A 16,427-nucleotide genomic window follows, 5' to 3' on the forward strand; every position below is an offset into this window, starting at 1 on the left:
GGTGAAGATGAGGTTTGTTCATAATGCACATCGAGCTGCGCCACCTACGCACCATCAAGGCCATCCATGAAGAGGGCGGCCTGGCCCGTGCGGCGGATCAGTTGAACATCACCCAGTCGGCTTTGTCTCACCAGATCAAACACTTGGAGGAACAGACCGGGGTCGAACTGTTTGTGCGCCGTTCGAAACCCATGAAGCTGACCTCCGCCGGGCGGCGCCTGTTGTCCGCGGCTGAGAAGATCCTGCCGGAAATGGCTGCACTGGAAGAACAGTTCAAAGGCATCCTGTCTGGCAAAACCGGACGGCTGCACATCGCCATTGAATGCCACGCCTGTTTCGAATGGCTGTTCCCGGTGCTGGAGCAGTTTCGCAAAGCCTGGGGTGAGGTGGATGTGGATATCCGCCCCGGCCTGGCCTTTGACGCGCTGCCCGCCCTGCAGAAGGAAGAGGTGGACTTGGTCGTTTCCTCCGACCCGGAGGATATTCCCGGCGTCGAGTTTATCCCGCTCTTTGACTATTCGCCGGTCTTTGTTGCCTCAGCCGCGCACCCTCTGGCTCAGAAAGACTATGTTGAGGCCGCAGATTTTGCCGGTGAAACCCTGATCACCTACCCGGTGGACCGCAGCCGGTTGGATGTTTTCACCGAACTGCTGACACCAGCCGGGGTAGAGCCCGCCGCCCAGCGTCCGGTGGAACTGACGGCGGTGATCCTGTTGCTGGTGGCCTCCAACCGCGGGGTGGCTGTCTTGCCGGATTGGGTGGTGCGTGAGGTCAAATATTCCTCGGATTATGTCACTCGCCCGATCACCGAAAACGGCCTGACCAAACGCCTCTATGCCGCGGTGCGCAGCGAAGATGCCACACGCCCCTTCGTTTCCCATTTCATCCGCCTGGCCCGGACCGAACCGGTGAAGCTGCAGCGGCAGTAAAAGCCGCGCTTTCATCGTTCCCAAAATACTCCGGGGGAGGCCCGGCAGGGCCGGGGGCAGCGCCCCCAAATCGCAGCGGTCACAAGCACCGTCCCATGGGCCCGCTATCGCAACGCAGCTATGCAGCGCGCGCAACGCGAAACCCCCTTGGCAAAAAGGCAAACCCGGCCTATACGCACGGCTTGGAACGCGCGTCCACGCGCCCCCGCCGGACAATGAGGAGCCTCACCGATGCAAGGCAGTGCAAATCTCAACATCATGATCAAGGCCGCCCGCAAGGCAGGCCGGTCCCTGGTAAAGGACTTCCGTGAGGTCGAGAACCTGCAGGTGTCGATGAAAGGCGCTGGTGATTTTGTCTCCAAGGCCGATATGGCCGCCGAACAGATCCTCAAAGAGGAACTGATGGGCGCCCGCCCGACCTACGGCTGGCTGGGTGAAGAAAGCGGCGAAGAAGAGGGCCAGGACCCGACCCGTCGCTGGATTGTCGACCCGCTGGACGGCACCACCAACTTCCTGCACGGCTTGCCGCATTGGGCGATCTCGATCGCGCTGGAACACAAAGGCCAGATCGTCTCGGGTGTGGTCTATGACGCCGCCAAAGACGAAATGTTCTACGCCGAAAAAGGCGCCGGTGCCTGGCTGAATGACAGCAACCGTCTGCGTGTGTCGGGCCGTCACCGGATGATCGAAGCCGTCTTTGCCACCGGCATTCCCTTTGCGGCGAAGAAAACCCTGCCTGCGACCTTGCAGGACCTGGCCCGTATCATGCCGGAATGTGCCGGTGTGCGCCGTTTCGGCTCGGCCGCGCTGGATCTGGCCTATGTTGCCGCCGGCCGCTACGACGGCTACTGGGAGCGTGAGCTGAACATCTGGGACATTGCCGCCGGCACCCTGATCGCCACCGAAGCGGGCGCGATGATCGGCCCGATCCGCGAAGGTCAGGATCCGCTGCGCGACGGCAACCTGGTGATTGCCAACAACGACATCTTTGAACGCTTTGCCAAGATCGTGCGCGCCCGCGACTAAGCTGCGCTGACACATCTCTTTCGGTTGACTGCCGAAGTTGAAACCGCTGCCGAAAGATCGGCGGCGGTTTTCTTTTGCCGCTTAGCGATCTGACGGGTGGTTGACCCCGTCGGCCCAGCCGACCTCGCCCAAATCGCGCGGGTTTACCCCTTCGATACAGGCGACGTTGACGCCGTATTCATTGGGGTTTGAACGGCGCTGATGGTGGGTGTAGATGCCGCAGGTTTTGCAGAAATGGTGTTTGGCGGTTCCGGTGCCCCAGGTGTAAAGCGTCAGGTTGTCCGCCCCTTTAAGGATCTCAATGCCGTCCAGCGGTGCCGAAACGGCAATCGCCCCACGGCGGCGGCAGAACGAACAATCACAGCGGCGCGCCGTGTTCAGCCCGTCTGACAGGGTGACCCGCATCTCCACCGCGCCGCAATGACAGGTCAGTTTCAAGGGATCACTCATTTCTTCCTCCGAACGGTTGGGATGCGGCTGGTTGAATAGGTGTAGCGGGCCTCAGGATGGTTTGGCCGGCCCTGATGGCTTTGCCAATAGCGGGTGCCACCACGCCGTAGCCAAAGCGGCAGCGCCAGAATGAACCCCGCGATGAAACCGCCAGCATGGGCCCAGTAAGCCACGCCGCCACCTTCGGGATCTGTGCCCGCGCCTGAGATGATCTGGAACAAAAACCAGAACCCCAGCATGACCCAGGCCGGCACCGTGAAGATCCGGATCAGGAACACAATGAATAACAGCATGTCCACACGCGCCTTGGGGAACAGCAGCAGATAGCCGCCCATGACCCCGGCAATGGCGCCAGAGGCACCAACCGTCGGCACCGTGGACCAGGGCGCGGCCACCACATGCGCCAAAGCTGCCAGCAGCCCGGACATCAGATAGAAGGCGAGGAAGCCACCATGGCCCATCTCATCCTCCAGATTGTCGCCAAAGATCCACAGGAACAGCATGTTGCCGCACAGGTGCATCCAGCCCCCGTGCAAAAACATGGTTGAAAACAGCCCATGCAGATCCTGCCCCTGGCTGACCCGCGCCGGGAACAGCGCCCAGGCGTCATAGAAGGCAAACAGCCGCCTTGGGTCTGAGAACATATCGGAATAGCCGATAAAAATCAGTACATTGGCCGCGATGAGCGTGTAAGTGACAAAGGGGATGCGGTTTGACGGGTTGTGGTCACGGATGGGTATCATGGCGCGAAATTCGGCGCTTGGCTCTGCAAGGTCAATTGCAATTCAGCGTCGCTCGCAAAGCCGTGACTTGATCCGTGGCCATTTTGCGCCACCCTTTTCAACATGAAAACACTTCGGCCGCTGCTCATCACTGCATTCCTGCCACTCACGGCACCCACCGCAGCTTTGGCCTCTGAGTGTCCGGCCGCGCCAGATCACTCAGAGGCTTTAGCGCAACTTTTGAACAAGGTGCGTGTGGCCCCCGACGCCCGCGCCGGTCAGGCGCTTTCGGATCAGATGTGGGCGCTTTGGGCCACCGCCCCGGACGAGACCGCACAGGAGGCGCTGGACGCCGGCATGGCCAAACGGTCCTCTTACGATTTTATCGGGGCAATTGCGGAATTTGACCGGCTGATCGCCTATTGCCCGGACTATGCCGAAGGCTACAATCAGCGGGCCTTTGTCCTGTTTTTACAGCAGGATTATGCCGCCGCACTGGCGGATCTCGATCGGGCGCTGCATCGGTCGCCGACCCATGTTGCCGCCCTTGCCGGCAAAGCGCTGACGCTGATGGGGTTGAACCGGTTGGAGGAAGGGCAGAGCGTTCTGAGACAGGCGCTGGCGCTTAATCCCTGGCTGCCCGAACGCAATTTGGTGCTGCCTTCGTCACCTGCGCCGTTGGAACAAGAATTGTAAGGGGCAAAAACGTGCCACCCTGTCCGAAAGGGTTGCTTTACACCCTCAACGCTTTCGCTATGTTCGCGCCACAACCAGTCACCGGGTCCGCCCGGTCAGCCGCGGGCGTGGTGGAATGGTAGACACAGGAGACTTAAAATCTCTAGGCCGTATAGGCCGTGCCGGTTCGAGTCCGGCCGCCCGTACCAAAATGACCGTGTATGTCTCTGTTTTGATTTAATATTTTTTTTGTCTGTCGCTTTGCCCCCACACTTGCCCCCACACTTTTTTTCGTCATGCGGCTGAGCTTTCTATTAGATCTGTTAACTCGCTGACCTTGATCAGAGACGTTCCCTCCAGCTTGTGGATCTTCAGCTTTCCCTTATTTGCAAGCCGATAAATGGTTGGGGGGCTCAATGGAGCATCGGAATTCTTTCAGCGCTTCCATCTCGAACGCCTTAAGCAGTTCTTAGAGGAGTGCTCTGAGCGCCATTTACCCAGCGCTAGAATGGCGAAGGCTATTGCCTATGTCCAAAAACACTAAGCAGAACTTGTAGTGTTTCTGGACGGCGGGCGAATTGCCTCAGATACAAACTCCGTCGAGCGCATGTTTTAGCCGACTATTTTATTGCCTCAAAGCGCTCTGTTTATTGGAGGTAACCACAGGGCAAATCTGCGTCTCGATGCGTAGGGCGGAGAGCGTTCGTTCGCAGCGGGCGCCTGCCAACGCTTGATGCGAATATTGGTCAAACTGCCGACTGCCTCACCAACTGAACGAATGCTTCGACGCTTGCTGTTTCCACATGGGCTGTGCGCCGAAGAATACCAATACTCCGCAAAAGGCGCGCGTCTCTTAAAGGAACGCCTTTGACATGGGTGCCGGCGATAGCCGACTCCGGGACCAAAGCAGCCCCGAGACCCTTTTGGACCATTTCTAAAGACGTGGTGGTTCGTTCAGCTTCAAAGCTCCAAGCTATTTGTAATCTGGCGCGCGCCATCGCTTCGTCGATGAGTAGGCGGTTGCCTTTGCCGCGGGCAGGCAGGATCAAGGAAAGCTCTTTGAGGCTCGCCCAGTCGATATCCGAACAGTCAGCCAATGGGTGATCTTCCTGCAAAGCAACAACAATGCGTTCCTCCAGCAAAGGTTCAAATCGGGTTGTTGCCTCAAGCTCGGGTATCGAGGCGACACCAAAATCTGCTTCGCCCTCAGCGACGGCCTCAGCAACTTCATTTGTTGCCAAATCCAGAATGCGCACGCGCGCGGCATGACCTTCCTCCCGAAACCGGCGCAGCGCGGGAAGCACCAGCCTCCCAAGGATTGTGGGGATGACGGCAATCGTAATGAGCGCGTTGCGCTGATGCGCAAAAGCGACGCTTTCATCCCGCATCGCCTCGGATGTTTCGCGCGCATCTTGCAGCATGGCTTCGGCGCGTGCCTGCAACCGTTTGGCCGCTAGAGTCGGCTTCACATCGCGGGTTGTGCGGACAAACAGTTGACTGTCGAGCGCATTTTCAAGCTTTCGGATACGGCGTGTGATCGCGGATTGAGAGAGATTCAGCTTATCAGCGGCCTTATGAAACGAGCCTGTTTCCTTGACCGCCAAAAAGGCTTCCAAATCGCCGAAGTCATAATTGATGCTCATTGCGCATTAATTTGAAACATTTCCGCATTTGTCAAATCAAAAATCTCGCACTAGCCCGGGGGCAGCAAAGGATATGGACCATGACACAGTATGACATCGCAGTGATAGGCGGTGGAAACGCCGCTCTGTGTGCAGCCATGACCGCGGCCGAGGCCGGCGCCAAAGTGCTCATTCTTGAGACAGCGCCCAAAGCCTATCGCGGTGGCAACTCACGGCACACGCGCAACTTCCGTTGTATGCACAAAGGGCCGCTTGGGCCACTTGTCGAAGACTACAGCGAAGACGAGTATTTCGAAGACCTGATGAAGGTTACCAAAGGCAAGACAGACGAGACGCTGGCGCGTCTGGCAATTCGCACCTCTGAGGAATGTCTGCCGTGGATGGAAGAGCATGGCGTGCGCTTTCAGCCATCTCTGTCGGGCACGCTGTCTCTGGCGCGCACCAATGCGTTTTTCATGGGTGGCGGTAAAAGCCTTGTGAATGCCTATTACCGCACAGCGGCAAAGCTGGGCGTGGATGTGCTGTATGAAGCCGCTGTGACGCACTTGGAGCTGGAAGGCGATCATGTCGCGTGGGTCGACTATACCCATGCGGGCCAGTCACATCGGATCACGCCCAAGTCCGTGGTTGTGGCGTCTGGCGGCTTTCAGGCCGACACCGATTGGCTGACACGCGCATGGGGGCCGGCCGCTAAAAACTTCCTCATTCGCGGGACGCCGTATAATCGCGGCGTTGTGCTGGCCGATCTTCTGGCGCAAGGGGTCAATCAGGTAGGCGATGCAGATCAATGTCATGCGGTGGCGATTGATGGCCGCGCGCCCAAGTTTGACGGCGGAATTGTGACCCGATTGGACTGTGTGCCGTTTTCCATTGTGGTGAACAAGGACGCCGAGCGGTTTTATGATGAGGGCGAAGATGTCTGGCCCAAGCGCTATGCAATCTGGGGCCGCCTTGTGGCTGCGCAACCGGATCAAGTGGGTCACGTGGTGATCGACAGCAAGTCCATCAACCTGTTCATGCCCTCGGTTTTCCCGCCTCTCAAGGCAGACACGATTGAAGAGCTCGCGGAGATGATGGGTATCGATGGCGGCAAACTCAAAGCAACCGTGGAAGAGTTCAACGACGCCTGTGGCGACACCGCCAATTTCCACCCGACAGAATTGGATGGTGTAGCGACCTCAGGTTTGACGCCAGCCAAGACCAATTGGGCACGACCAATCAATGAACCGCCATACTACGGTTATTCGCTGCGCACCGGTGTGACCTTCACCTACCTCGGATTGAAGGTCGACGAGAACGCCCAATGCAGTACCGCCGAAGGCCCGATCAAAAACCTTTGGGCCGCCGGAGAAACCATGGCCGGGTCCATCTTGGGGCAAGGCTATTTGGCCGGCTACGGCATGACCATTGGAACTGTCTTTGGACGCATCGCAGGACGGGAGGCCGCCGCTTATGCAAGCTGATCTGATCCTAGAAGCCCGCCGTCAGGCGGAAATCTGCAATGCTTGTCGCTACTGCGAAGGCTACTGTTCGGTCTTTCCCTCACTGCACGCCAACCGTGCGTTCACCGATGGCGATATCACCCAGCTGGCAAATCTCTGTCACAACTGTCGCGGCTGTTACTATGCTTGCCAATACACCGCACCACATGAGTTTGATCTGAACCTGCCTGCCGCGCTCGCTGAAGTGCGCCGCGACAGCTGGGAAAGCTTTGCCTGGCCCCAGCCGGTGGCACGCAAATTCAACACCCACGGGGGGGCCATCGTCCTGGCGTTGGTTGCGGGGTTTGCGCTGCTCTTTGCTGCGATCAAAACCATCGGCTCAGCAGGCGGAGCAGGCTTCTATGCGGCCCTGTCTCATGATGCGATGGTCGCGATCTTTGCGCCGGCCTTTCTGTTGCCGCTCGTCAGCATCGCCGTCGGTATCCGCCGCTATTGGCGTGAGGTCGGTGGGCAACGCCTCGCACTTGCGGATATCACCGGCGCCTTTGGGCGCGCAGCCAAGATGAAGGATCTTGCGGCAGGGCATGGCGAAGGCTGTAACTTCGAAGATGAAGACCGGTTCAGCCATGGCCGCCGTCACGTACATCAGGCCATCATGTACGGCTTCCTGCTGTGCTTTGCTTCCACCTCTATGGCGACGTTGATGCACTATGTCTTTGATATGCCAGCGCCTTACCCGCTGTTTTCCTTGCCGAAACTCTTTGGCATCTCCGGCGGTTTACTGCTGACGCTAGGATGCATTGGTATGGTGGCACTGAAGCTGAAATCAGACCGGGACCTTGGCGACACCAAGGCCTGGGGGGGCGAAATAGCCTTTATCGCTTTGCTTGGTTTTGTCGGATTTTCCGGGCTCGTGCTCTACGCTTTTGGCAGCACTGCCGCGATGCCCGCTCTTTTGGCGATCCACTTGGGCGCAGTGCTGACGTTTTTCTTGCTGACACCCTTCACCAAAATGGCGCATGGCTTCTACCGTTTGACAGCCTTGATCCGTGATGCACAGCGCAAACGGTTGGCAAAATAATCAAAACACCACTCCCAAACTTGTGGCCGCGCTTTCTAAGGATTGCGCGGCTTTTTAATTGTTGGTGACGATTGGCAAAGATACCGTGATGCTTGCGCCTTGCGTTACAGTGTTAATTGTCAAATCGCCTTTGTGTCTTTCCATAACTGAGGCCACAATTGCCAACCCGAGCCCGCTGCCGTCGCTGGGCGCGACTTGTGTAAATCGCCCAAGCGCCACCTCCCGGTCGCCCGGCGAGAGCCCTTTCCCGTCATCTGCAACAGTTACATGCACCTGGCCATCGTCCGCCGTAACGGTCACCGCCACTTTGCCTAGTCCAGCGCCGCCGTGTTTGAGAGCGTTGTCGATGAGATTTTTGACGGCTTCGCTCAAAAACAGCTGATCTCCATGCACCCAAATGCCGGCGCTGGGCGCATCAAGCTCAAAATCGATGCCGCGTGACAGGGCCGCAGGAGCCGTATCAGCGCAGATCTGGCGCACATCGGCGACCAGGTCAAAACGGGTGTTGTGATCCTCGGGAGACAGGAAACGTAATCGATCCAGAGACAATAGTTGATTGGCCACCCGCGCCGCGGCACGCGCCGCCACAACCATCTCTTCTGTGCGTTTCAAACGGTCCTCCTCTGTAGGCGCGTCCCGCAATGCCACTGCCATGGATTGCACAGCAGCCGCAGGGTTGCGCAACTGATGCGCTGCATCAGAGATAAAGGTCTGATGTGCCTCTATGCTGCGTTCCACTTGTCCAAACAAATGGTTGAGAGTTTGCACAATGCCGCGTGTTTCCGCAGGGACCGCGCGCTTGATGCGGCTTAGATCGTCTGGCGACCGGATAGAGATGGCTTCCTGAAGGTCTGTGAGCGGGCGCAAGCCCAGTTGCACGCCAAACCAAACAACAAGGATCAACGTGGCCAAAAGCCCACCAATCAAGGCCGCAGCGCGCACCACCAAGAGCCGGACGAACTCGGCACGATCCGCGATCCGCTGCCAGACAGTGACCGTTGCATCGCCGGTCAGGTTTTCAATGGTGATCCGTTCTGTGACCCGCAGCACCCGCACCTTTTCGTCGCGATAGGTGGCCTCAAAAAAGCTTGGCTCATAGAGGTCAGAATTGCCCCGGCCGGGCTCAACAGGGGGGTAGGCATAGCCAGTCACATAGATGCCGCCCGGCCCGGTGGCATGGTAAAACACCTCCCCCCCGGACGCGTCGCGGATCAGGTCCCGCGTAGAGGGCAGGATCGCGTCACCATCGGATAGAATGACGTCTCTGGAAATCGCCAGCGCCGCCGCAAGAAGGCTACGATCAAAAAGCTCTTCGGCGGTCTTCTGCGCTGCGTTGATGCGCCAAACGCCGAGAACCGCCGCCATCACCAGTAGCGGAGCGACGATCACGAAAAACAGCCTGAGCCGAAGCGAAATGCTTTTTACTGGAAACGAACGGCGGCGCTTCATGTGGTGACTTCCAGCATGTAGCCCAGCCCGCGGGCTGTTTTTATTGACACGCCATACGTTGCAATGCGTTTGCGCAGGCGGGAAACGTGTGGCTCAATAGCGCTGTCATCGATGGATGCCCCGACGCCATAGACATGTTCCACCAGCTGGGATTTGGACACGATGCGCCCACGCCGTTCGATCAGACATTCCAATACCGCTGCCTCTTTACGCGGAACGTCCAGCGCAACTCTGTCGACGCTCACGCGTCTGGAACTGCGATCAAATTCAAGCTGCCCAATTTTTTCTAAGCTGCCGTAGTTCACGTCCTTGCGGCGTGACAATGCGCGAATGCGGGCCTCCAACTCGTCCATTTCAAATGGCTTTACCAGATAATCGTCCGCACCCGCATCCAAACCGATCACACGGTCTTCGAGGTCACCACGCGCAGTCAATAGGATCACGGGCGTGCCATCGTCCCGGCGCCGCATGGCGCGCAAAACGTTCAGTCCTGACTGACCTGGAAGGTTGATATCCAGCACCACAAGGTCTGCGCCTTCCTGCGATAGAAAAACGTCCGCGTCTTGCCCGTCGCTTAACACATCGGCCGCGTGACCACGATCACGCAGCCGATAGGCAATAGCGTTGGCAAGCGCCTCGTTATCCTCGACGATCACTATCCGCATGTTTGATCCGTTTCGCTCCGTTGCAAGCTTGGCGCAAGGTTGGTCCCCCATGATCGGCAGATCACAAGGGGAATCAATCCCCGATTTGTGGCAGACTGGTCGTGTTGAGGACAGGACCAGTCTGTTTGGTCTTAAGGGAGGAACCAATGACCATTTCCAAATGTGCACGCAATGCAGTTGCCGGTGCGATCGCGTCCGCAGCCCTGGCGCTGCCCGCCGCGGCCGACGTCGATTTTTCGGGTAAAACAATTGAGTGGGTGATCCCCTTCTCCGAAACCGGTGGTTCGGCCAAATGGGCCAACTTCTTTGCACCACTGTTGAGTGAGGCACTGCCCGGCGAGCCGACTGTCGTTGTGAAGTTCATGCCAGGTGCAGGGTCCACAAAAGGGGCCAACTGGTTTCAGGGACAAGAACACAAAGACGGCACGCTGCTGTTTGGCACCTCGGGATCAACTCAGTTCCCCTATCTGCTAAGCGATCCACGTGTGCGCTATGAGTATAATGACTGGAACCCAGTTATGGCATCGGGCACCGGCGGTGTGGCCTATCTGAACGCGGAGGACGGCGCCAAGTTCGATGGCTCGGCCAACATGCTTCAGGACGTCGATTTCATCTACGGCTCCCAGGGGGCAACCCGTTTGGATCTTGTGCCATTGCTGGCGTGGAAAATGCTTGGCATGAACGTTGAGCCCGTCTTTGGCATCAAGGGACGCGGCGATGGACGCCTGATGTTTGAGCGCGGCGAAGCCACCATCGACTACCAGACCACCTCCGGCTATCTGGGCGGTTCGGCCGCATTGGTCGAAGAAGGCAAGGCTGTGCCGATGATGACCTGGGGCGCGCTGGATGCGGAAGGGAATGTTGTTCGTGATCCGACCTTCCCTGACATCCCCACCTTCAAAGAGGTCTGCGACGCCACAGATGGCTGTGACACTTCAGGCGTGGAATGGGATGCGTGGAAGGCTTTCTTTGTCGCGGGTTTCCCTGTTCAGAAACTTGCCTTCCTGCCTGCAGGCACACCGCAGGATATTGTGGACGCCTATACCTCGGCATTCCTTGATGTTGTGGCGCGAGACGACTTTGCGGATCTGTCGGTGAAACGGGTCGGCAAATATAAGGTCTTTACCGGTGGCAGCGCCAATGCCGCACTCGGCACCGCAACCAACGTTCCTGACTCGGCCAAAGCCTATGTCGTGAATTGGCTGAAAGAAGACTACGGCGTCGAGCTGAAATAAGCTCACGCCCTTCGGGGCGGCACCGCCCCCCCTCCCGGTGCTGCCCCAACTCCCCAAAAACTTATCTGAAAGAAAGGCGGCTCCCATGGAGGCTTTCGCCACCGCCCTTCCTGCGCTTGGTGATGCGTGGGCTCTCATTCTGCAACCCATCGTTCTGGGCTATTTGGTGCTCGGTGTCGTGACGGGGCTGGCCGTAGGGGTCTTTCCAGGCCTCGGTGGAATTGCCGGTCTGTCGCTGCTGCTGCCTTTCATGTTTGGTATGGACCCGGTGCTGGGCCTCGCCCTGATGATCGGCATGGTCGCGGTTGTGCCAACTTCGGACACCTTTGCCTCGGTGCTGATGGGCATCCCCGGAAGTTCCGCCTCACAGGCCACCGTGCTTGATGGATTTCCAATGGCAAAGAAAGGCGAGGCAGCGCGAGCGTTGTCTGCCGCCTTCACGTCATCGCTTTTTGGGGGCCTCGTTGGGGCCGCCTTCCTGACCATGTTCATTCTGGTTGCGCGCCCCATCGTGCTGGCTTTTGGCCTTCCCGAGATGTTGATGATCACCATTCTCGGGTTGTCGATGGTCGCCATCCTTGCCGGTCGCATTCCGCTCAAAGGGCTTGCCGCCGCAGGTCTGGGCCTGATGATCGGCACCATCGGCGAAGCGGACGCGGGCGGCAGTCTGCGCATGGCGAGCTATGATATCCCCTATTTGACCGACGGCCTGAAGCTCGTGATCGTTGGCCTTGGCATTTTTGCAATCCCCGAAATTGTCTCCCTCCTGCGCCAGGACCGCGCCATCGCCAAAGGCGCCAGCCTCGGCGCAGGCTGGATGGATGGTGTGAAAGACTGGATGGCCAACAAATGGCTTTCGGTGCGGTGTTCCCTGATTGGCGTCACCGTCGGCATCATCCCTGGCCTCGGTGGCTCCGTGGTGGACTGGATCGCCTACGGCCATGCCGTGCAATCCACGCCGGACAAGTCCAACTTTGGCAAAGGCGAAGTGCGTGGCGTGATTGGCCCGGAAAGCTCCAACAACGCCAAAGAAGGCGGCGGCCTTGTGCCAACTCTGTTGTTTGGCATTCCGGGTTCCGGCTCCATGGCGATCTTCATTGGCGCTGTTGCGTTGCTGGGATCGGGCGACATCGAAGTTGGTCCTGCCATGCTCAAAGACAATCTCGATATCACCTATTCGATTGTGTGGTTGCTGGCCCTGGCCAATGTGGTGGGCACGCTTCTGTGCATTGCGGCCTCTGGCGGCATCGCCAAACTGACCACCATTCGCTTCACGTATCTGGCGCCCTTCCTGTTCATGCTGATCAGCTTTGCGGCGTTCCAATCGGGTCAAAACTTCGAAGACCTTCTGGCGCTCTTTGTCATCGGTCTTATCGGTATCTTCCTGCGCCGCTTTGACTGGTCGCGCCCGGCCTTCCTGATCGGCTTTGTGCTGTCCAATCCGGTTGAAAAATTCACCAACCAAGCCTTCCAGATCGCCTCCTTCCGGTTCCGCAAGAGTTTTGATGCCGGCATCGAATACATCTTCTCTCCGATCGTGATCGTACTGATCATCGTCACAGTGGTGTCCGTGGTCTTTGGCATCCGCCAAGCCAAAACCATTATGGCCGAAGGCGACGTTCAGTCCGGTTCCAAACGCGCGCCGGTGATTTTCCTGCTGGCGATCGCCGCCTATCTGGTGGTGGCGCTGGTGAACGCGAACATGATCCCCGACTACAACATGACCGACAAGGTGATCCCCTTGTTTGTTGGCGGATTCAGCTTGGTTTGCTGTCTGATCCTACTCACGCAGATGATGCGCCGTCGCGAAGGTGACGCCATTTTCGCGGATAAAGAAATCGCAGGAGAAGACGCCGATGCGCCCTACGGGCTGTGGTCCACGCTGGCGTGGTTTGTTGGCCTGATCGCAGGCACAGCTGTGGTCGGCTTCATCATCGCGCTTCTGGGTTTCCTGATCGCCTTTTTCCGCATCCGCGCGCAGGCCAGCTGGCCCAAAACACTGACCCTGACCGCCGCTGGCATAACGCTGATGTGCTTCATGGCGGGCGTTTTGAACCGTGATTTCCCACCCGGCCTACTGCAGTCCGCAATTGACCTTCCTTGGCCCCTTGGAGGCAACTGAGATGACACAAACTGCTATCCCTTATGTGTTCATGCGCGGTGGCACGTCCCGCGGTCCCTACTTCAACCGAGCAGACCTACCGGAAGACCTCGAAAAACTGGCGGATGTGTTGGTGGCGGCCGTGGGCGCGGGCCATGCGCTCAACATCGACGGCATCGGCGGCGGCGCCGCAGTGACCACCAAGGTCGCCATACTCAGCAAATCGGAAGAAAACTGGGCTGATGTCGACTATTTCTTCGCGCAGGTTTCGGTCGAAGAAAAATTCGTCGATTTCAAACCCACTTGCGGCAACATCCTCTCCGGCGTCGGCGCTGCAGCGATTGAAATGGGGTTGGTAGAGCCAACTGGCGACACAACCGAAGTCAAAATTCGCGCCACCAACACCGGGGCGCAAGTCATTGCAAACGTTGCCACCCCCGGCGGTACTCTCGCTTACGAAGGCGATGCGGCCATTGCGGGCGTTCCCGGCACTGCCGCCCCGGTACAGCTCAAGTTCATGGGGGTTGTCGGTTCCGCAACCGGTGCGCTGCTGCCAACTGGCAATCTGCGCGACACATTTGATGGCGTTGAGGTCACCTGCATGGATGTGGCCATGCCTGTCGTATTGGCACGCGCCGAGGACTTTGGACTGACCGGTTATGAAGCTGCCGCAGACTTGGATGCCAACACTGACTTCTTTGCGCGAATGGAAGCAATCCGTTTGCAAGCTGGTGTTGCCATGGGCATGGGTGACGTCACCAAGTCGGTGACCCCCAAATTTGCCATTCTCGCGCCTTCCCAGAACGGCGGCACGATTGCCACCCGATACTTCATGCCGTGGAAAACCCACCCGACCATGGCGGTAACAGGCGCACAATGCATTGCCTCTTGCGCCTTGACGCCGGGGACTGTGGCGGAGGGCCTACTGGAGCGTCCCTCCGCAAGCCCCGCCGAAGTGGTTCTCGAACATGCCTCCGGCACCATCGACGTTCTGGTCGATTTCTCGGCCGAGGATGGTTTTGACCTCAACGCAGCGGGACTTGTGCGTACTGCCCGCAAGATTGCAGACGGACATGTGTTTGTGCCGTCGACGGTCTGGAATGGGGAGCCTGACGCATGAGTTTCAAGAACATCCTTGTCGCCTTCAACGGCTCCGAAGGCGCGGTCACTGCGCTCAAATATGCCGCCGGGCTGACGCTTCCTGACACCCATGTAACTGTGCTCTTGGCCCACTCCCGGCACGATGTGTCTGGCTCTGGCGGCAAATGGGTGCCTGCCAGTGCACGGGAGATCATAGCGCAAGCCAACGCAGCCTTTCTGGACGAGATCGAGGCGCGATACGCGGCCGTGGCCGACACGTTAGACCTCGGTGAGCGGCTGCACTTTCACCGGGAGGAGGGGCGAGTGGACACGGTTGTGTCTGAAACCGCACGGGCGTTTGATCTTCTGGTGATCGGACAAGACGCGCCAAACGAAGGAGTGGATGAACATGTGTTCCTCCATCCGGACAGGATCGCCCTGGTCAGTGGACGGCCGATACTGATCGTGCCACAGGGATACGACCCCAAGGCAACCCACTCCCATGCCGTTTTGGCCTGGGATGGCGGCCGTGCTGCGGCGCGCGCCTTGTCCGATGCTCTGGACCTGCTTGAGGATCAGGGCCGTGTGACCGTGTTGAGTATCGGGGAAACCGATGCGCCCAGACCGGCGGATGATTTGATGACACATCTGGCGCGTCACGGCGTTACTGCTGACCGTGAGAGGATCCCAGCCTCGCCGGGCCCTGCGCGTGCTTTGATCGCCTATTGTGAGCAAAAGGACCCCTGTCTTTTGGTCATGGGCGCCTATGAGCATTCCAAATTTCGCGAAGATTTTTTGGGAGGTATGACCGCGCGCGTCTTCAAGCGCACCCCAATACCGGTGTTGCTATCACATTGATTTTCGCACCTCCGCGATACAATCGTGGTACAGAAGCAATACAGAAAGGCCACAACGATGAAAGTTCACATCCTCGATGATTGGTTCGACACGCTGCGCGGCCTCCCGTGTTTTTCCAAATTGGATGGCCACGACGTCACTGTCTGGACCGATCACCTGGACGACCCCGACGCTTTGGCCGCCCGTCTGAAAGATGCGGAGGTTTTGGTTCTGTTTCGTGAACGAACCAAGGTTACGCGCAAACTATTGGAAAAGCTTCCAAACCTACGCCTGGTCAGCCAGCGCGGCACCTATCCCCACATCGACGTGCAAGCTTGTGCGGATCACAATGTGATGCTGTGTTCCAAGATTCCATCGGGTGGCGGGGTGAACTATGCGGCGGCGGAATTGACGTGGGCGCTGATCATGATGGGCATGCGCGACCTGCCCAATCAAATGGCCTCGGTCAAGGCCGGCAACTGGCAGTCTGGAGTCGGAAAAACGTTACGAGGAAAGCGTCTGGGCCTCTATGGCTATGGGCGCATTGCCAAGGCTGTGGCCGGGTATGCGGAAGCTTTTGGAATGCAGACAGTTTGGTGGGCGTCAGAAGCCAGCCGTGCCTGCGCCAAAGCAGATGGTGCCACCGTCGCCGAATCCCGCGCTGAATTCTTTGCCAACAGCGATATCGTCTCTCTGCACCTCCGTCTCAATGCTCAAACGCGCGAGATAATTTCACTCGAAGATCTTTTGCAAATGCCGCAATCAGCACTCTTGGTGAACACATCCCGCGCCGGCCTAATCGCGCCGAACGCTCTTCTCTCTGCACTTGAGCACGGTCGCCCCGGCCGCGCAGCCATAGATGTGTTTGACGTAGAGCCGCTTTTGGACGCATCAGATCCCCTGTTGTCCCACCCAAACCTGATCGCCACTCCCCACATTGGTTTTGTGACTGAAGAGGAGTTCGAGAAGCAATTCTCAGACATCTTCGATCAGGTGGTCGCGTTTGAAAATGGACGGCCGGAAAGTGTGATTGTTTCCTAGTTGTTTCTCCTCCGCTGAAGTGGTCCAACTTGCATGCTGGTGCATGATTGG

At 58.3% G+C, this 16,427-nt stretch carries 16 protein-coding genes and 1 tRNA gene; 11 read left to right on the top strand and 6 right to left on the bottom strand.

The features are described from left to right. The first annotated feature begins 23 nt into the window (after positions 1-23). A complete protein-coding gene (locus tag TL5118_RS12325; RefSeq protein WP_058244522.1) occupies positions 24-929 on the top strand; it encodes a LysR family transcriptional regulator in 906 nt (301 codons plus the stop codon). 231 nt (positions 930-1,160) lie between these two features. Next, entirely contained in the window at positions 1,161-1,955 is a 795-nt protein-coding gene (locus TL5118_RS12330; RefSeq protein WP_058244523.1) for an inositol monophosphatase family protein, read from the top strand. A gap of 81 nt (positions 1,956-2,036) precedes the next feature. On the opposite strand, the gene TL5118_RS12335 is transcribed toward TL5118_RS12330, so the two are convergent. After that, positions 2,037-2,405, bottom strand: a complete 369-nt coding sequence (locus TL5118_RS12335; protein WP_106404210.1) for a GFA family protein — start codon at positions 2,403-2,405, stop codon at positions 2,037-2,039. Further along, positions 2,402-3,148 carry a rhomboid family intramembrane serine protease gene (locus tag TL5118_RS12340; protein WP_058244524.1) on the bottom strand — a complete coding sequence of 249 codons (747 nt, stop codon included), beginning with the start codon at positions 3,146-3,148 and terminating at the stop codon, positions 2,402-2,404. Before TL5118_RS12340 ends, TL5118_RS12335 begins: the two co-directional genes overlap by 4 nt. A gap of 228 nt (positions 3,149-3,376) precedes the next feature. On the opposite strand from TL5118_RS12340, the gene TL5118_RS12345 reads away from it, so the two are divergent. Then, positions 3,377-3,823, top strand: coding sequence for a tetratricopeptide repeat protein (locus TL5118_RS12345; RefSeq protein ID WP_242601777.1), 447 nt, complete (start codon positions 3,377-3,379; stop codon positions 3,821-3,823). 101 nt (positions 3,824-3,924) lie between these two features. After that, positions 3,925-4,011 (top strand) — tRNA-Leu (locus TL5118_RS12350). Positions 4,012-4,096: 85 nt separating this feature from the next. On the opposite strand, the gene TL5118_RS21800 is transcribed toward TL5118_RS12350, so the two are convergent. Next, positions 4,097-4,219, bottom strand: coding sequence for a helix-turn-helix domain-containing protein (locus TL5118_RS21800; protein WP_370701676.1), 123 nt, complete (start codon positions 4,217-4,219; stop codon positions 4,097-4,099). A gap of 329 nt (positions 4,220-4,548) precedes the next feature. Next, entirely contained in the window at positions 4,549-5,445 is an 897-nt protein-coding gene (locus tag TL5118_RS12355; protein WP_058244526.1) for a LysR family transcriptional regulator, read from the bottom strand. An 80-nt stretch (positions 5,446-5,525) separates the two neighbouring features. On the opposite strand from TL5118_RS12355, the gene tcuA reads away from it, so the two are divergent. Further along, the gene (gene tcuA, locus TL5118_RS12360) at positions 5,526-6,908 is read left to right on the top strand and encodes an FAD-dependent tricarballylate dehydrogenase TcuA (protein ID WP_058244527.1); all 1,383 of its coding nucleotides are present in this window, start codon (positions 5,526-5,528) and stop codon (positions 6,906-6,908) included. Beyond that, positions 6,898-7,968, top strand: coding sequence for a tricarballylate utilization 4Fe-4S protein TcuB (gene tcuB / locus TL5118_RS12365; RefSeq protein WP_058244528.1), 1,071 nt, complete (start codon positions 6,898-6,900; stop codon positions 7,966-7,968). Before tcuA ends, tcuB begins: the two co-directional genes overlap by 11 nt. 54 nt (positions 7,969-8,022) lie before the next feature. Here the strand turns inward: tcuB and TL5118_RS12370 are convergent, their stop codons facing one another. Next, positions 8,023-9,417, bottom strand: coding sequence for a sensor histidine kinase (locus TL5118_RS12370; RefSeq protein WP_058244529.1), 1,395 nt, complete (start codon positions 9,415-9,417; stop codon positions 8,023-8,025). Beyond that, entirely contained in the window at positions 9,414-10,082 is a 669-nt protein-coding gene (locus TL5118_RS12375) for a response regulator transcription factor (RefSeq protein WP_058244530.1), read from the bottom strand. The genes TL5118_RS12370 and TL5118_RS12375 overlap by 4 nt, the downstream gene beginning before the upstream one ends. A gap of 146 nt (positions 10,083-10,228) precedes the next feature. Between TL5118_RS12375 and TL5118_RS12380 the strand changes: the two genes are divergently transcribed. From TL5118_RS12380 to TL5118_RS12400, 5 genes are all read left to right on the top strand, one after another. Then, the gene (locus tag TL5118_RS12380; protein WP_058244531.1) at positions 10,229-11,317 is read left to right on the top strand and encodes a type 2 periplasmic-binding domain-containing protein; all 1,089 of its coding nucleotides are present in this window, start codon (positions 10,229-10,231) and stop codon (positions 11,315-11,317) included. 85 nt (positions 11,318-11,402) lie between these two features. Further along, positions 11,403-13,439 carry a tripartite tricarboxylate transporter permease gene (locus TL5118_RS12385; protein ID WP_058244532.1) on the top strand — a complete coding sequence of 679 codons (2,037 nt, stop codon included), beginning with the start codon at positions 11,403-11,405 and terminating at the stop codon, positions 13,437-13,439. A gap of 1 nt (position 13,440) precedes the next feature. Continuing rightward, positions 13,441-14,538, top strand: coding sequence for a 4-oxalomesaconate tautomerase (locus TL5118_RS12390; protein ID WP_058244533.1), 1,098 nt, complete (start codon positions 13,441-13,443; stop codon positions 14,536-14,538). Beyond that, the gene (locus TL5118_RS12395) at positions 14,535-15,356 is read left to right on the top strand and encodes a universal stress protein (protein WP_058244534.1); all 822 of its coding nucleotides are present in this window, start codon (positions 14,535-14,537) and stop codon (positions 15,354-15,356) included. Before TL5118_RS12390 ends, TL5118_RS12395 begins: the two co-directional genes overlap by 4 nt. Positions 15,357-15,413: 57 nt before the next feature. After that, a complete protein-coding gene (locus TL5118_RS12400) occupies positions 15,414-16,376 on the top strand; it encodes a D-2-hydroxyacid dehydrogenase family protein (RefSeq protein ID WP_058244535.1) in 963 nt (320 codons plus the stop codon). Positions 16,377-16,427: the final 51 nt, after the last annotated feature.

The sequence above is a fragment of the Thalassovita autumnalis genome (genome assembly GCF_001458255.1).
GTDB classification, from domain to species: Bacteria; Pseudomonadota; Alphaproteobacteria; order Rhodobacterales; family Rhodobacteraceae; genus Thalassobius; species Thalassobius autumnalis.

Bases quoted from the DNA above. Each gene is read 5' to 3' on its own strand.
- TL5118_RS12385 (WP_058244532.1), top strand. From the start codon at position 11,403: ATGGAGGCTTTCGCCACCGCCCTTCCTGCGCTTGGTGATGCGTGGGCT.
- TL5118_RS12330 (WP_058244523.1), top strand. From the start codon at position 1,161: ATGCAAGGCAGTGCAAATCTCAACATCATGATCAAGGCCGCCCGCAAG.
- TL5118_RS12395 (WP_058244534.1), top strand. From the start codon at position 14,535: ATGAGTTTCAAGAACATCCTTGTCGCCTTCAACGGCTCCGAAGGCGCG.
- TL5118_RS12370 (WP_058244529.1), bottom strand. From the start codon at position 9,417: ATGAAGCGCCGCCGTTCGTTTCCAGTAAAAAGCATTTCGCTTCGGCTC.
- TL5118_RS12325 (WP_058244522.1), top strand. From the start codon at position 24: ATGCACATCGAGCTGCGCCACCTACGCACCATCAAGGCCATCCATGAA.
- TL5118_RS12340 (WP_058244524.1), bottom strand. From the start codon at position 3,148: ATGATACCCATCCGTGACCACAACCCGTCAAACCGCATCCCCTTTGTC.
- tcuB (WP_058244528.1), top strand. From the start codon at position 6,898: ATGCAAGCTGATCTGATCCTAGAAGCCCGCCGTCAGGCGGAAATCTGC.
- TL5118_RS12390 (WP_058244533.1), top strand. From the start codon at position 13,441: ATGACACAAACTGCTATCCCTTATGTGTTCATGCGCGGTGGCACGTCC.
- TL5118_RS12355 (WP_058244526.1), bottom strand. From the start codon at position 5,445: ATGAGCATCAATTATGACTTCGGCGATTTGGAAGCCTTTTTGGCGGTC.
- tcuA (WP_058244527.1), top strand. From the start codon at position 5,526: ATGACACAGTATGACATCGCAGTGATAGGCGGTGGAAACGCCGCTCTG.
- TL5118_RS12375 (WP_058244530.1), bottom strand. From the start codon at position 10,082: ATGCGGATAGTGATCGTCGAGGATAACGAGGCGCTTGCCAACGCTATT.
- TL5118_RS12335 (WP_106404210.1), bottom strand. From the start codon at position 2,405: ATGAGTGATCCCTTGAAACTGACCTGTCATTGCGGCGCGGTGGAGATG.
- TL5118_RS12380 (WP_058244531.1), top strand. From the start codon at position 10,229: ATGACCATTTCCAAATGTGCACGCAATGCAGTTGCCGGTGCGATCGCG.
- TL5118_RS12400 (WP_058244535.1), top strand. From the start codon at position 15,414: ATGAAAGTTCACATCCTCGATGATTGGTTCGACACGCTGCGCGGCCTC.